The sequence below is a fragment of the Micromonospora sp. ABR4_055 genome (genome assembly GCF_056160425.1).
In genome coordinates, this window is record NZ_JBSWXD010000066.1 from 18,919 (window position 1) to 33,642 (window position 14,724).

General features: G+C 72.7%; 12 protein-coding genes. 2 read left to right on the top strand and 10 right to left on the bottom strand.

Annotated features, from left to right (window positions below; all coding sequences use genetic code 11):
* Positions 1 to 141 precede the first annotated feature (141 nt).
* Positions 142 to 717: a vitamin K epoxide reductase family protein gene (locus ACXAHD_RS16760; protein ID WP_289213100.1), complete on the top strand. Its 576-nt coding sequence runs from the start codon at positions 142 to 144 to the stop codon at positions 715 to 717.
* Positions 714 to 2,324, top strand: a complete 1,611-nt coding sequence (locus ACXAHD_RS16765) for a phytoene desaturase family protein (protein WP_289213101.1) — start codon at positions 714 to 716, stop codon at positions 2,322 to 2,324. Before ACXAHD_RS16760 ends, ACXAHD_RS16765 begins: the two co-directional genes overlap by 4 nt.
* Here the strand turns inward: ACXAHD_RS16765 and ACXAHD_RS16770 are convergent.
* The 10 genes from ACXAHD_RS16770 to uvrC all read right to left on the bottom strand — a co-directional run bounded on the left by ACXAHD_RS16770 (position 2,275) and on the right by uvrC (position 14,610).
* Positions 2,275 to 3,642: a dihydrolipoyl dehydrogenase family protein gene (locus tag ACXAHD_RS16770; RefSeq protein ID WP_289213102.1), complete on the bottom strand. Its 1,368-nt coding sequence runs from the start codon at positions 3,640 to 3,642 to the stop codon at positions 2,275 to 2,277. The genes ACXAHD_RS16765 and ACXAHD_RS16770 overlap by 50 nt on opposite strands.
* On the bottom strand, positions 3,639 to 4,469 hold the full coding sequence (locus tag ACXAHD_RS16775; RefSeq protein ID WP_289213103.1) for a class I SAM-dependent methyltransferase: 831 nt from the start codon (positions 4,467 to 4,469) through the stop codon (positions 3,639 to 3,641). Before ACXAHD_RS16775 ends, ACXAHD_RS16770 begins: the two co-directional genes overlap by 4 nt.
* Positions 4,470 to 4,486: 17 nt before the next feature.
* On the bottom strand, positions 4,487 to 6,082 hold the full coding sequence (locus ACXAHD_RS16780; RefSeq protein ID WP_289213104.1) for a radical SAM protein: 1,596 nt from the start codon (positions 6,080 to 6,082) through the stop codon (positions 4,487 to 4,489).
* Between the two features lie 219 nt (positions 6,083 to 6,301).
* A complete protein-coding gene (tpiA, locus tag ACXAHD_RS16785) occupies positions 6,302 to 7,066 on the bottom strand; it encodes a triose-phosphate isomerase (protein ID WP_289213596.1) in 765 nt (254 codons plus the stop codon).
* Between the two features lie 35 nt (positions 7,067 to 7,101).
* Positions 7,102 to 8,307 (bottom strand): phosphoglycerate kinase, encoded by a 1,206-nt coding sequence (locus tag ACXAHD_RS16790; protein WP_282231276.1) that lies wholly within the window; start codon positions 8,305 to 8,307, stop codon positions 7,102 to 7,104.
* Positions 8,304 to 9,308 carry a type I glyceraldehyde-3-phosphate dehydrogenase gene (gene gap, locus ACXAHD_RS16795; protein ID WP_281550424.1) on the bottom strand — a complete coding sequence of 335 codons (1,005 nt, stop codon included), beginning with the start codon at positions 9,306 to 9,308 and terminating at the stop codon, positions 8,304 to 8,306. Before gap ends, ACXAHD_RS16790 begins: the two co-directional genes overlap by 4 nt.
* Before the next feature lie 261 nt (positions 9,309 to 9,569).
* A complete protein-coding gene (whiA, locus tag ACXAHD_RS16800) occupies positions 9,570 to 10,550 on the bottom strand; it encodes a DNA-binding protein WhiA (RefSeq protein WP_123602428.1) in 981 nt (326 codons plus the stop codon).
* A 53-nt stretch (positions 10,551 to 10,603) separates the two neighbouring features.
* On the bottom strand, positions 10,604 to 11,590 hold the full coding sequence (locus tag ACXAHD_RS16805; RefSeq protein WP_281550425.1) for a gluconeogenesis factor YvcK family protein: 987 nt from the start codon (positions 11,588 to 11,590) through the stop codon (positions 10,604 to 10,606).
* Complete coding sequence (gene rapZ, locus ACXAHD_RS16810) at positions 11,587 to 12,459, bottom strand: RNase adapter RapZ (RefSeq protein ID WP_281555620.1); 873 nt, start codon at positions 12,457 to 12,459, stop codon at positions 11,587 to 11,589. The genes ACXAHD_RS16805 and rapZ overlap by 4 nt, the downstream gene beginning before the upstream one ends.
* Positions 12,460 to 12,648: 189 nt before the next feature.
* On the bottom strand, positions 12,649 to 14,610 hold the full coding sequence (gene uvrC / locus ACXAHD_RS16815; RefSeq protein WP_289213105.1) for an excinuclease ABC subunit UvrC: 1,962 nt from the start codon (positions 14,608 to 14,610) through the stop codon (positions 12,649 to 12,651).
* Positions 14,611 to 14,724: the final 114 nt, after the last annotated feature.

The following is a 14,724-nucleotide window of genomic DNA, read 5'->3' on the forward strand; positions in this document are numbered from 1 at the left end:
GGGGCGAACCGGACAAACCCGAGTGGGCCGACACCCGGGCCACCCCAGGATAGCGGGCCGGCTCGATCCATGCCGACCGGCTCCGACGATCTCCGCGACCACCCACCCGTGTGGTCCGCCGCGAGAAGGGTAACCCACTGGATGAGACGACAGGGAAAGCCCGCCGAGCGGATCCGGGGCCGACCCACCGGCGTCGGGCGGGCATCGGACCGGGCAGCCGAACGGATCAGCGACGACCTGCGTCTGGTCGACACGCCGACGCTGCGGCGACGGCGGTGGTCGGCCGGGCTGACCCTGCTTGCGGCCGGCGCCTACGCGGTGGTCGCCACCTACCAGTACGGCCTGGTGCGGCACCTGCCGGAGCCGGCGCTGCCCTGGCTGGACGCCGATCGGGTGGACGCCAGCGGCGAGGCGTACGCCGCCGGACACACCCCGGACACCGCGCTCGCGCTGGCAAACGCCGGCGTCACCCTCGTCCTGATCGGGACGGGCGACGCCGACCGGGCGACCCGCCAACCGTGGCGGCCGTTGTTCGCCGCCGGCAAGGCGGCCGGTGACGCCGCCGCCGGGGCCTGGCTCTTCGCCGAACAGCTCAGCCGGCACCGCCGGATCTGCGGCTGGTGCAGCCTGGCCGCCGCCGCCACGACCGTGGCCGCAGCGCTCACCGTGCCGGAAGCCACCCAGGCGTGGCGCCACCTCCGTAGCCGTCCGGCATGACGGTCCACCAGCGGCACGCACGCCGGGTCGTCGTGGTCGGCGGCGGCCACAACGGCCTGGTCGCCGCCTGCTACCTGGCCCGCAGCGGCTGGCGGACGCAGGTGCTGGAGCAGTCCGACAAGCTGGGCGGCGGCGCCCGGACCGAGGAACTGCTGCCGGGCCACCGCTTCAACACCCACTCCGCCGCGCACAACATCATCAACGCCACCGGCATCGTCGAGGACCTACGGCTGCGGGACGCCGGGCTGGTCTACCGCGAGATGGACCCGTTCTCCATCGCGGCGTTCCGCGACGGCACGATCGTCCGGTTCCACCGCAGCGTCGAGTCCACCGTCGAGTCGATCGCCGAGGTCGACCGGCGGGCCGCGCGGCGGTACGCGGCCTGGATGCGCCAGGCGTGGCCGGTCGTCACCGCGATGCGGACCATGCTGGACCCCGGCACCAGCACGATGCAGCGTCTGCGGCGGATGCCGGGCCTGGTGGCGGCAGGTGGCCGGGCGGTGGCCCGCAACGGCGGGCCGGTCGGGCTGGCCCGGACCCTACTGGCACCGTACGGGCGGGTGCTGCGGGAACAGTTCGACACCGAGCTGGTCCGGGCACCGGTGGCGGCGTTCGCCGCACACGCCTCCGCCTCACCGCAGCAGGTCGGCGGGGCCACCTTCGCGTTGTGGCAGGCGTTCTACCACCAGGTCGGGCAGTGGCATCCGGTCGGCGGGTCGCAGGCGTTGACCGACGCGCTCGCCACCCGGCTGGCCAGCTACGGCGGCAGTTGGCGGGTGAACGCGCCGGTGGCCCGGATCCGGCGCACCGGGCCCGGCACCGACCGGGTCACCGGGGTCGAGCTGGCCGACGGTGCGCGGATCACCGCCGACGCGGTGCTCACCGCCATCGACCCGCGCACCGCCCTGCTCGACCTGCTGGATCCGCCGCTGACCGGCCCGGTTGCCGACCGGCTACGGGCCGCCGGGCGCGGCAACGCCGTACAGAGCCTGGTCCTGCTGGCCACCACCGGGCTGCCCGGCTACCCGCAGGCCCGGCCCGGCGACTGGAACGGACTGCAGTCGTACGTGGACAGCCTGGACTCGCTGTCCGCCGGGTTCGCCCAGGCCGAAGCCGGTCAACTGCCGGACGATCCGGTGCCGACGTACGCGTTCACGCCGTCGGCGCTCGACGACAGCCTCGCCCCGCCTGGCCGGCACACCGTTTACCTGGCGTGCCCCTGCTCCCCGTACCAGGTGCGGGGCGGTTGGGACGCCGCCCGGGAGGAGTTCGCCGACCGGATGGTCGCCGCCGTCGAGGCGCGGGCACCCGGGTTCGCCGCCAGTGTCGTCGACCGGGTGACGCACACCCCGGCCGACATGGCCCGGCAACTGCGCTGGCCCGGCGCGCACCCGATGCATCTGGACATCAGCCTGGACCAGCTGGCGATGCTGCGCCCGACGCCGGACCTGGCCGGCCACCGCACCCCGCTGACCGGGCTGGTGGTGTCCGGGGCGGGCACTGCCCCGGTCGGCGGCATCGCCGGACTGCCGGGCCGCGACGCGGCGTACGCGTTGATCACCCGGCCGCCCGCGCCGGGCGGGCCCGCCGGCCGCCGATGGCCGTGACGAACTGGGCGGCGGCCAGCTGGATCCCGTACGACCAGGTGGGGTAGGCGTGGGTGGCCTGGGCGAGGCGGCCGGCGAACATGCCGCTGGCCATCGCCAGCGCCGGTTCATGGATCATCTCGCCGGCCCGGCCGGCGACGACGGTGGCTCCGAGGATCCGGCCGCCGCCGAGGTTGCCCAGCAGCCGACGCGGCCCGGCGACCAGGGTGACGAACCCGTCGGTCGCGCCGGCGGTCACCGCCCGGTCCATCTCCGTCATCGGCAGGTACGCCACCCGGCCGCCCCGGTCGACCGACTGTGCCTCGGTCAGCCCGACCCGGGCCACCTCCGGGTCGGTGAAGACCACCCACGGCGTGGCGGCCGGGTCGTAGCGCTGCCGGCGACGCGACAGCGCGTTGCCGGCGGCGATCCGCCCCATGGCGAACGCGGCGTGGGTGAACGGCATCCGGCCGGTGACGTCCCCGGCGGCGTACCCGCCGGGCGCGGTCGTGGCCAAATGGGCGTCGGTGACCACGTACCCCCGGTCGTCGACGGCGATCCCGGCGGCCGGCAGGTCGAGCCCGTCGGTGGTCGGCCGGCGACCGGCCGCGACCAGCAGCCGGTCGCCGTGGACCTGTCGGCCGTCGGCCAGCCGCAGCGTCACGCCGCCGACGGTGGTGCCCGCTTCGATGACCTGCGCACCGAGGCACAGCGTGACCCCTTCGCGAGCGAACACGTCGGCGATCACCGCCGAGACCGCCGGTTCGTGGCCGGGCAGCAGCCGGTCGGCGGCCTCGACGATGGTCACCCGTGTGCCGAACCGGGCATACGTCTGGGCGAGTTCGCAGCCGACCGGGCCGCCGCCGAGCACGATCAGCGACCCGGGTGCCGCCGCGAGGTCGAAGACCGTCTCGGTGGTCAGGTACGGGACCTCGGCCAGCCCCGGCACCGACGGGACCGCCGGTACGGCTCCGGTGGCGACGACGTAGCGGCGGGCGGCCAGCACGGTGCCGTCGACGTCGATCCGCCCCGGCGCGACGAACCGGGCCCGACCCCGGCGTACCTCGATTCCCTCGGCGTGCAGCGCGGCGGCGTCCTCGGTGGCGGCGATCTGCGCGATCACCGATCGCATCCGTCGTACGGCGTCGTCGAACGGCAGGCCGCGCCCGGCCGCCTCGATCAGCGTCTTCGACGGCACGCAGCCGGTGAACGTGCAGTCGCCACCGGGCGGCCCGTCGGTGACCAGCAGCGCCCGGGCACCGGCTCCGGCGGCGGCGCGGGCCGCGCCGAGACCGGCGGCCCCGCCGCCGATCACCACCAGGTCGTGTCCGCCGGTCACGGTCTCGCCGCCACCAGCAGGCCGTACCCGATGATCCGCTCGGCGATCGCCGCGCGGGCGGCGGCCAGCACCGCCGGTGCCTGGGCGAAGTCCAGCCCGGCCGCCTCGGCCCGGTCCCGGGCGGTCATCCGGACCAGCGTCAGCCGGGCCTCGATCTGGTCCAGCATGGCGGCGACGGCGGCGTCGTGGTGTTCGGTGTACGTCACCCGCAGCCCGGCGGCGGCCAGCAGCTCGGCGTACTCGGCCAGCGGGCGGGCGTCGGCGACACAGGCGATCCAGCCGCCGAGCCCGGCGAGTTCCGCCGGCAGCCGGGCCTGGTCGACGGTGACGTCGGTGAGGCCGAGCCGCCCGCCCGGCCGCAGCACCCGGGCGAACTCTGCGGCGGCGGTGGCCTTGTCGGGGAACGTGCAGAAGGCGCATTCGCAGACCACCGCGTCGAACGCCGCGTCGGGCACCGGCAGCCGCTCGGCGTCGCCGAGCTGGAACCGCACCGATCCCCGGGCATCTGCCGTCCCGGTCGCGGCAGCCGCCTGCGTCGCGGCGGACACGTTGGCCGCCGACAGGTCGACGCCGGTGACGTCGGCTCCGTATGAACGGGCCAGCAGCAGCGCGGTGGCGCCGCGCCCGCTGGCCACGTCGAGCACGGCCGCGCCGGGACGCAACGCGAGCCGGTCGGCCAGCCGCCGGGTCAACGCCAGACCGCCCGGGTGGTACGACTCGCCGAGCAGCAACGCGACGACGTCGGAGCCGTACGCGGCGGCGCAGCACGCCTTCGCGTCAGTCTCCGCGTCCCTCTCCGTGTCGGCGGAGACAGTGGGACCGTCCACCGGCGAGGCCCGGCCGGTCACCGGAGCCGCCGGCCGACGTTGGTGGTGTCCGGGGCGATCCGACCGGTGCCGGTACGTGCGCCGGGCCGGGCCACCTTCGACCCGTACGGTGAATCGGCGAGCACCGGCTGCAGCGGCAACGCGTTGGGCACCACGTCGGCCACCGCGACACCGGACAACTGCTCGCGGACCTGTTCCCGGTAGCCGACCGAGTTGTACGCGCAGAACGGGATCATCCGTCCGTCCGGCGTGATCTCCTCGACGCAGCATTTCATCAGCTGTTTGACGTTGAGTGTGTACGGGTCCTGGAAGTCCTGGATGACGATCATGAAGGCCCGGTCGGTGATGTCGGCGATCGCCGCCGGCAGGTTGATTCCGCAGGCGTCGGCGCAGTCCAGCGCCGTTGCGGCGGCCGTCAACTGCTCGCTGGTGGTCCCGGTGCCCATGAACGCCGACGCCGACCACAGCTTCTCCAACGCCTCGCGGATCGCCAGGTCCGGCAGCACCCGGTTGGCGACGTAGTCGAGGTAGTCGGCGACGTTGAGCAACCGTGGGATCGGCACCACCCCGAAGCCGGGTTCGCCCGGGGTGCCCTCGCTCAGCAGGTAGGTGATGGACCGGCAGGTCGGGAAGCAGCACGGCACCGGGAAGAAGTCCGACGCGGTGAACCAGTCGGGTCGCTGCGCCACGATGCCGTGGATGATGTCGGAGTTGGTCAGCCGGTGCAACGGGTCGAACTCGACGTGCCGACCGGCGTGGGTGACCGGTTGGAACGACACCGACCGTACGGCGGGGTGCGTCAGCCCGTACTCGATGATCGCGCCGAGTTCGTGGTCGTTGAGCCCGCGTTCGACGGCGGCGACCAGGGTGACGGTCAGCCCGGCCTCGGCGCAGTTGTCCAGCGCCCGCCGCTTGACCTCGCGCAGGTCGCGGCCGCGGATCGCCCGGTGGGTGCGCTCGTCGAAGCCGTCGAACTGCAGGTAGATGTTGATCGCCCGATCCGGGCTGTGCCGCCGGCCGAGTTCGGCGACGAACCGCCTGTCGGAGGCGAGCCGGATGCCGTTGGTGTTGAGGTTGACCGCCTTGATCGGCCGGGCCTGGGCGGCGTCGACGAACTCCAGGATCTGCTTGTGGATGGTGGGTTCCCCGCCGGAGAACATCACCACCTCGGGTTCGCCTTCGGCGGCGACGAAGGTGTCGAGCATCCGCTCGCACTGGTCGAGGCTGATCGAGTAGCCGTCGGGTTGGTGGCCGGAGTCGGCGAAGCAGATCGGGCAGTCCAGGTTGCAGCCGGTGTTGACCTCGATGATGCCGAGGCAGGCATGCTGTTTGTGCTCGGGGCAGAGCCCGCAGTCGCTGGGGCAGCCGTCGACCACGTCGGTCTGGAACGCCAGCGGGATCGTGCCGGGCTTGTTGAACCTGGCCGAGTCGAGGTACATCTGTGCGTCGCCGTAGACCAACGCCTCGAACTGCCCGTGCTCGCGGCAGCGTTTCCGCAGGTAGACCTTGTCGTCGCGGATGTTGACCTGGGCGTCGACGACGACCTTGCACACCGGGCAGATCGACTTGGTGTACTCGATGAAGATTTCGTCGCGATCCTGTTTGGCGGTCATCCGGCTCCCTCGGCGGCGCGGTGGATCCCCAGGGCGACCAGTCCACCATCACCGACCGTGGCCCGGCAAGCACCGAAGCCGCAGGCCGCAGCCGGCGACAGGCAACGGACGACGGACGACGGACGACGGCATGATGCCGCAGAGGCGTGATCGTGCCTCTGCGGCATCATGGCCCGCGACGGTATGTGTGACGGCCGAAACCTCGACGGTGTCGACCGGTCAGCGCTTGACGTGCTCCGGGAAGCGGGCGATCTGCGCGAACTCGTCGGCGTCCAGGCTGGCGCCGCCGATCAGCGCGCCGTCAACGTCGGCCTCGGCCATGATCGCGGCGATGTTCGCCGCCTTGACCGAACCGCCGTACAGGATCCGGGTCTGGTCGGCGGTGGCCTGGTCGTACGACTCGGCCAGCCGGGCCCGGATCGCCCCGCACACCTCCTGCGCGTCAGCCGGGGTGGCGGTCTTGCCGGTGCCGATCGCCCAGACCGGCTCGTACGCGATGACGACCTTGACCACCTGCTCGGCGGTCAGCCCGGCCAGCGCGGCGTCGACCTGGTCACGGCAGTGCGCGACGTGGCCGCCGGCCTCCCGCACGTCCAGGCCCTCACCGACGCACAGGATCGGGGTGATCCCGTTGGCCAGTGCGGCGGCCACCTTGGCCTTGACCACCGCGTCGTCCTCGTTGTGGTACGCCCGCCGCTCGGAGTGGCCGACGGTGACGTACTGGCAGCCGAGCTTCGCCAGCATCGCCCCGGAGATGTCACCGGTGTAGGCACCGGAGGCGTGCGGCGACAGGTCCTGCGCGCCGTAGCCGATGGCCAGCTTGTCGCCGTCGATCAGCGTCTGCACGCTGCGCAGCGCGGTGAACGGCGGCAGCACCGCCACCTCGACGTCGGTCAGCTGCTGCTCGTTCAGGCTGAACGCCAGCTTCTGGACCAGCGCGATGGCTTCCAGGTGGTTGAGGTTCATCTTCCAGTTGCCGGCCATCAGCGGCCGGCGGGCAACGGTCTCAGGCACTGCTCTCACTTCTCCAGGGCGGCGATGCCGGGCAGGGTCTTGCCCTCCAGGTACTCCAGCGAGGCGCCCCCGCCGGTCGAGATGTGCCCGAAGGCGGACTCGTCGAGGCCGAGGGTGCGCACCGCTGCCGCCGAGTCGCCGCCGCCGACGACGGTGAAGCCGTCGACCTTGGTGATCGCCTCGGCGACGCCCCGGGTGCCGGCGGCGAACGGGGCCAGCTCGAACACACCCATCGGTCCGTTCCAGAAGACCGTCCGCGCCCCGGCGAGGGCCTCGGCGAACGCGGCGACGCTGCGCGGACCGATGTCCAGCCCGAGCCGGTCGGCCGGGATCGCGGCGGCGTCGACCACATCGTGGTCGGCGTCGGCGGCGAAGGCGGTCGCGGCCACCACGTCCACCGGCAGCACGATCTTGCCGGCACCCCGCTCCAGCAGGTCGCGGCAGGTGTCGACCATCTCGGCCTCCAGCAGCGACTTGCCGACCTCGTGGCCCTGGGCCTTGAGGAAGGTGAAACACATGCCGCCGCCGACCAGCAGCTTGTCGACGGTCGGCAGCAGCGCCTCGATGACGGCGAGCTTGTCGGAGACCTTCGACCCGCCGAGCACCACCACGTACGGCCGCTCCGGTGCGCCGGTCAGCTTGCCGAGCACCTCGACCTCACGGTGCACCAGCTTGCCGGCGACGTGCGGCAGCCGCGCCGGCACGTCGTACACGCTGGCGTGCTTGCGGTGCACGGCGCCGAACGCGTCGTCGACGTACGCGTCGGCGAACGCCGCCAGCTGGTCGGCGAAGGCACCCCGCTCATCGGCGTCCTTGCTGGTCTCCCCCGGGTTGAACCGCAGGTTCTCCAGCAGTGCGACCTGGCCGCCGGTCAGGCCGGCGACGGTGGCCTGCGCCGAGGTACCGACGGTGTCGGTGGCGAACGCGACCGGCGTGCCGAGCAGTTCGCCGAGCCGGGCGGCGACCGGGGCCAGGGTGTACTTCGGGTCCGGGGCGCCCTTGGGCCGGCCCAGGTGGGAGCAGACCACCACGGCCGCGCCGGCGTCACGCAGCGCGGTCAGGGTGGGCAGCACCGCACGGATCCGGCCGTCGTCGGCGATGACCCCCGGGTTGTCCTTCTCGAACGGGACGTTCAGGTCGGCGCGCAGCAGCACGCGCCGACCCGACACACCCTCGGCGAGAAGGTCGTCGAGAGTGGTTACCTGGCTCACAGGGACGCGCCCACCAGCTTGACCAGGTCCACCAGGCGGTTGGAGTAGCCCCACTCGTTGTCGTACCAGCCGACGACCTTGACCTGGTCGCCGATCACCTTGGTCAGGCCGGCGTCGAAGATGCACGACGCCGGATCGGTGACGATGTCGGCCGACACGATCGGGTCCTCGGTGTAGGTGAGGATGCCGGCCAGCGGGCCCTGCGCGGCGGCCTTGACCGCGGCGTTGACCTCTTCGACGGTGGTCTCCCGGCCGACGGTGACGGTCAGGTCGGTGGCCGAGCCGGTCGGGATCGGCACCCGCAGCGCGTAGCCGTCCAGCTTGCCCTTGAGCTCCGGCAGCACCAGGCCGATCGCCTTGGCGGCACCGGTCGAGGTCGGCACGATGTTCAGCGCGGCGGCGCGGGCCCGGCGCAGGTCGGAGTGCGGGCCGTCCTGCAGGTTCTGGTCCTGGGTGTACGCGTGGATGGTGGTCATCAGGCCACGCTCGATGCCGAACGTGTCCTGCAGCACCTTCGCCATCGGGGCGAGGCAGTTGGTGGTGCAGGAGGCGTTCGAGATGATCGTGTGCTTCGCCGGGTCGTACTGGCCGTCGTTGACGCCGAGCACGACGGTGAAGTCCTCGTTCTTGGCCGGGGCCGAGATGATCACCTTCTTGGCGCCGCCGTCGACGTGCGCCTTGGCCTTGGTCGCGTCGGTGAAGAAGCCGGTCGACTCGATCACCACGTCGGCGCCGAGCTCACCCCAGGGCAGCTTGGCCGGGTCGCGCTCGGCGAGCGCCTTGATGGTCTGCCCGCCGACGGTGATCTCGTCGCCGCTGGCCTTCACCTCGTGCGGCAGCCGGCCCAGGATGCTGTCGTACTTGAGCAGGTGCGCGGTGGTCGCGGTGTCGCCCAGGTCGTTGAAGGCGACGATCTGGATGTCCGCGCCGGAGGCGAGCACCGCCCGCGTGAAGTTACGGCCGATACGGCCGAAGCCGTTGATGCCAACCCGGATGGTCACAGGTCCCATCTCCTTGCTTCTCGCCCGTCCGGGCCGGAGCCGGACGGATTGGTGTGCGCCGACCGCGTGGCGGGCCGGGCGCCGATCAGATGATCCGGCTGGTCACGCCGCAGCCGTACGTGGCTCGGGCGGGACACCCGAGGCGGTGGTCGCGGCGGGAGAGCCGGGTGCCGGCCCCGTCGCCGTACACTGCGACCCTATCCGAGAAGCCCGTGCCGTGTTGCGCCGGGGCGTCCGGTCACCCTGGTTCACAACTGGTGTTCACCCGACGAGCATCTCCGCCGTCACCGCGTCCTCGGTGTCCGGAATGCCGAGATCGCGGGCCCGTTTGTCGGCCAGCGCCAGCAGCCGCCGGATCCGCCCGGCGATCGCGTCCTTGGTCAGTGGCGGGTCGGCCAGCGCACCCAGCTCCTCCAGCGACGCCTGGCGGTGCTCCAGCCGCAGCCGGCCCGCCGACGTCAGGTGCCGTGGGGCGTCGTCGGCGAGGATCTCCAACGCCCGGGTCACCCGGGCGGCGGCGGCCACCGCCGCGCGTGCCGAGCGGCGCAGGTTGGCGTCGTCGAAGTTGGCCAGCCGGTTCGCGGTGGCCCGCACCTCCCGGCGTACCCGCCGCTCCTCCCAGGTCAGCACGCTGGAGTGCGCGCCGATCCGGGTGAGCAGCGCGGCGATCGCGTCACCGTCCTTGACCACCACCCGGTCCACGCCGCGCACCTCGCGTGCCTTGGCGGCGATCCCCAGCCGCCGGGCGGCACCGACCAGCGCCAGCGCCGACTCCGGCCCCGGGCAGGTGATCTCCAACGCACTGGACCGGCCCGGCTCGGTCAACGACCCGTGCGACATGAACGCGCCCCGCCAGGCCGACACGGCGCAGCAGACGTTCGCCGACACCAGGTGCGGCGGCAGGCCACGCACCGGCCGACCCCGAACGTCCAGCAGCCCGGTCTGGCGGGCCAACGCCTCACCGTCCTTGACCACCCGGATGATGAAGTGGTTGCCCTTACGCAGCCCGCTCGGGCTCAGCACGTGGATCTCACTCGAGTAGCCGTAGACGTCGGCCACCTCCCGGCGCAGCCGCCGGGCGACCGCGTTGGTGTCCAGTTCGGCCTCGACGACGACCCGGCCGGCGACGATGTGCAGCCCGCCGGAAAAGCGCAGCAACGCGGCCATCTCGGCACGACGGCAGCACGGCTTGGGCACGTCGACCCGGCTCAGCTCGTCCTTGACGGCAGCGGTCATCGCCATAGTCATTCACCTCACGGGGGCCGGTTAGACGGCGGGTACCGATACGTACGTGCTTAACGAGCGGACCCCAGGACAGGCACCAGGGCGGCACCCAACGCGACCGGATCGTGCCGGGGGCTGCCGTCGGCGACCGCCAACGGGGCGAGCGTCAAACGCGCACCCAGCGATTCTGCCGCACGGGCCGCCGGCTCGGGATCGCCGACCGCCGTACCGTCGGCGAGCACCGTGTCGACCTGCAGCTGCGGCAGGTACCAGCTGAGCGCGGCGAGGTGGTCGGCGACCGACAGCCCGAGGGTCTCCTTCTCCGCCGCCAGGTTCAGGGTGACCAGCCGACGGGCCGGGCTGGCCACGATCGCGGCGGCCAGGTCCGGCACCAGCAGATGCGGGATGACGCTGGTGTACCAGCTGCCCGGCCCGAAGATCAGCCAGTCGGCGTCGCGCACCGCCGCCAGCACCGGCCGGCAGGCGGCCGGCGCCTTCGGCTGCAGCCGTACCGACTCGACCCGGCCCCGGGTGACCGCCACCGCGTGCTGGCCCCGGACGGTGATTACGTCGGCCGGCCGGCGCGGGTCGCCGCCGCACACGTCGGCTTCGATCGACACCGGCTCGCAGGACATCGGCAGCACCCGGCCGGTCGCGCCGAGCAGCCGGCCGACGTGGTCGAGCGCGGCGACCGGGTCGCCGAGCAGCTCCATCAGCCCGCACAGCACCAGGTTGCCGACCGCGTGCCCGGTGAGTGGGTCAGGACGGTCGGTCGCCGGCGCCTCCCCCGGCACCGGCACGAACCGGTGCTGGAACAGCTCGGCGGTCAACTGGTCGGCCGACGCCGGCCCGGCCAGCGCGGCGAGCGCCTGACGTAGATCGCCGGGGGGCAGCGCGCCACGGTCGGCCCGCAGCCGGCCACTCGACCCACCGTCGTCACCGACCGTGACCACCGCGGTGAGGTCCAGCGCCAGCTCGGCACCGGCGTGACGCAGGCCACGCAGCGAGGCGGCCAGCCCGTGCCCGCCGCCGAAGGCCACCACCCGCAGTGCGCTCACTCGCGCCCCAGGTCACGGTGCTGGGCGTTGACCGACAGCCGGGCCTGACGCAGCCGTACGGCGAGCTCCTCGGCGATCGCCACGCTGCGGTGCTTGCCGCCGGTGCAGCCGACCGCCACGGTCAGATAGCGTTTGCCCTCCCGCTCGAACCCGGCGGTGGTGGCGTTGACCAGCTCGGCGTAGTTGCGGACGAAGTCATCGGCGCCTTCCTGGCTGAGCACGTACCCGCTGACCGACGCCTCCCGGCCGGTGTACTCGCGCAGATCCGGGACCCAGTACGGGTTGGGCAGGAACCGCGCGTCGATCACGAAGTCGGCGTCCGGCGGCAGCCCGTACTTGAAGCCGAACGACAGCACGGTGATCCGCAGCCGGCGGGCGTCCTCGCCGCCGAACAGCTCCTCGACCCGGCGCCGGAGCTGGTTCTCGTTCAGATGGCTGGTGTCGATGATCACATCGGCCTGGTCGCGGGCCTCGGCGAGCAGCTCCCGCTCGGCGGCGATGCCGTCCGCCAGCCGACCGTCACCCTGCAGCGGATGCGAGCGCCGGACACTTTCGAACCGGCGGATCAGCACGTCGGCGGCGGCGTCGACGAAGACCACCCGGGGCTGGTATCCGCGCTCCTTGAGCGCCCGGATCGCGCCGACCAGGTCGGTGGAGAAGGCACGGCTGCGCACGTCCAGCACCATCGCGGTACGCCGGGCCGCCCCGCCGGCCCGCATCGCCAGCTCGGCCATGTCGAGCAGCAACGCCTGCGGCAGGTTGTCCACCACGTAGTAGCCGACGTTCTCCAGGGCCCGGGCCACGGTGCTGCGTCCGCCCCCGGACACCCCGGTCACCACGACCAGCCGGGCCTCGTTCTGGTCGGCCACGGTGCCGGCCGGTTCGCCGTCGTGTACGGCGCTGCTGGCCAGGTCGTCGACCGCCGCGACGCTGGCCGGTGTGTCGTCGGCCGGCCGGGTGATGTCGTCGCCCGGGTTCGGGCTGTTCTGCCTCACGGTCCTCCTGCCTCGGGTACGCGGCGCGCCAGGTGCGCGCAGGTCGGCACCACAGATGGGATTCTAGGTGCGATCCGCGCCGTCATCCGGCGACCCGGCGAGCGCAGCGACGATCGTCTCCGCGGTCCGCCGCCCGATGCCGGGTACCTCGGTGATCTCGTCGACGGTCGCCGAGGCGATCCGCCGGACCGAGCCGAAGTGCCGCAGCAGCGCCTTGCGGCGGGTCTCGCCGAGCCCGGGCACCTGGTCCAGCCCGGAGGCGGTCATCCGCTTCGACCGGCGCTGCCGGTGGTAGGTGATGGCGAACCGGTGCGCCTCGTCGCGGATGCGTTGCAGCAGGTAGAGCCCTTCAGAGGTGCGCGGCAGGATCACCGGGTAGTCGTCGCCGGGCAGCCACACCTCCTCCAGCCGCTTGGCCAGCCCGCACAGTGCCACGTCGTCGACGCCGAGCTCGGCCAGCACCGTCGCGGCGGCCTGCACCTGCGGCGCACCGCCGTCGACCACAACCAACTGCGGCGGGTACGCGAACCGGCGCGGCCGCCCGGTCTGCGGGTCGACGCCCGCCGGCAGCTGCCCCACGTCCACGGCCGGCGGCGCCGGTACGTCATCAGCAGGCACCGACCGTTCGGGGGCGGGCTGGCGATGGCGGGCGAAGCGTCTGCGCAGCACCTCGCTCATCGCGGACAGGTCGTCGGTCGCGCCGCGGACCGCGAACCGGCGGTACTCGGCCTTGCGGGGCAGCCCGTCCTCGAACACCACCAGGCTGGCCACCACGTCGGTGCCCTGGATCTGCGACACGTCGAAACACTCGATACGCAACGGCGCGGCGGCCAGCCCCAGGGCCTCGGCGATCTCCTCCAACGCCTGGCCGCGGGTGGTCAGGTCACTGGCCCGGCGCAGCTTGTGCCGGGTCAACGCCTCGCCGGCGTTGCGGGCCACCGTCTCCATCAGGGCGCGCTTGTCGCCGCGTTGCGGCACCCGCAGCGTCACCCGGCCGCCCCGGCGGGCGGTCAGCCAGTCGGCGAGCGCCGGCGCGTCGGCCGGCAGCTCGGGCACCAGCAACTCCCGGGGCACGTCGGTCTCACCCTGTTCGGGGCCGTACACCTGGGTGCAGAAGTGATGGACGAGGTCGGCGGCGGTCAGCTGCTCGACCTTCTCCACCACCCAGCCGCGCTGACCGCGTACCCGGCCGCCGCGGACGTGGAACACCTGCACCGCGGCTTCGAGCGGGTCCTCGGCGAAGGCGACCACGTCGGCGTCGGTGCCGTCACCGAGCACGACGGTCTGCTTCTCCATCGCCTTGCGCAGCGCGGCGACGTCGTCACGCAGCCGGGCGGCCCGTTCGAACTCCAACGCCTCGGCGGCGTCGTGCATGTCCCGCTCCAACCGGCGCACCATGGTGTCGGTGCGCCCGGCCATGAAGTCGCAGAACTCGTCGACGATTGCCCGGTGCCCGGCGGCGTCGACCCGGCCGACGCACGGTGCCGAGCACTTGCCGATGTCGCCGAGCAGACACGGCCGCCCGACCTGGCCGGCCTGCCGGAACACCCCGGCCGAGCAGGTCCGCGCCGGGAAGACCCGCAGTAGCAGGTCGAGGGTCTCGCGGATCGCCCAGGCATGCGAGTACGGCCCGAAGTAACGCACCCCTTTGCGTTTCGCCCCGCGCATCACCTGCAGCCGGGGAAACTCCTCGTCCAGCGTCACCGCCAGGTACGGGTAGGACTTGTCGTCCCGGTAGCGGACGTTGAACCGGGGGTCGTACTCCTTGATCCAGAGGTACTCCAGCTGCAGCGCCTCGACCTCGCTGCCGACGGTCACCCAGTCGACCGACGCGGCGGTGGTGACCATCTGCTGGGTGCGCTGGTGCAGCTGCCACAGGTCGCCGAAGTAGGAGTTGAGCCGGCTGCGCAGGCTCTTGGCCTTGCCGACGTAGATGACCCGCCCGGTGGGATCACGGAACCGGTAGACCCCCGGCGAGTCCGGGATGGTGCCGGGGGCAGGGCGGTAGCTGGACGGATCTGGCATCGCCGTCAGCGTAGTCCAGGGCTGTGACAGCTCCGGTCGTTAGAGAGCCCGTTGGGGGGGAAAACACCCCAAGAAAAAAAAAAAAGACAAAACCAGAACACAAAAAGGGGCTTC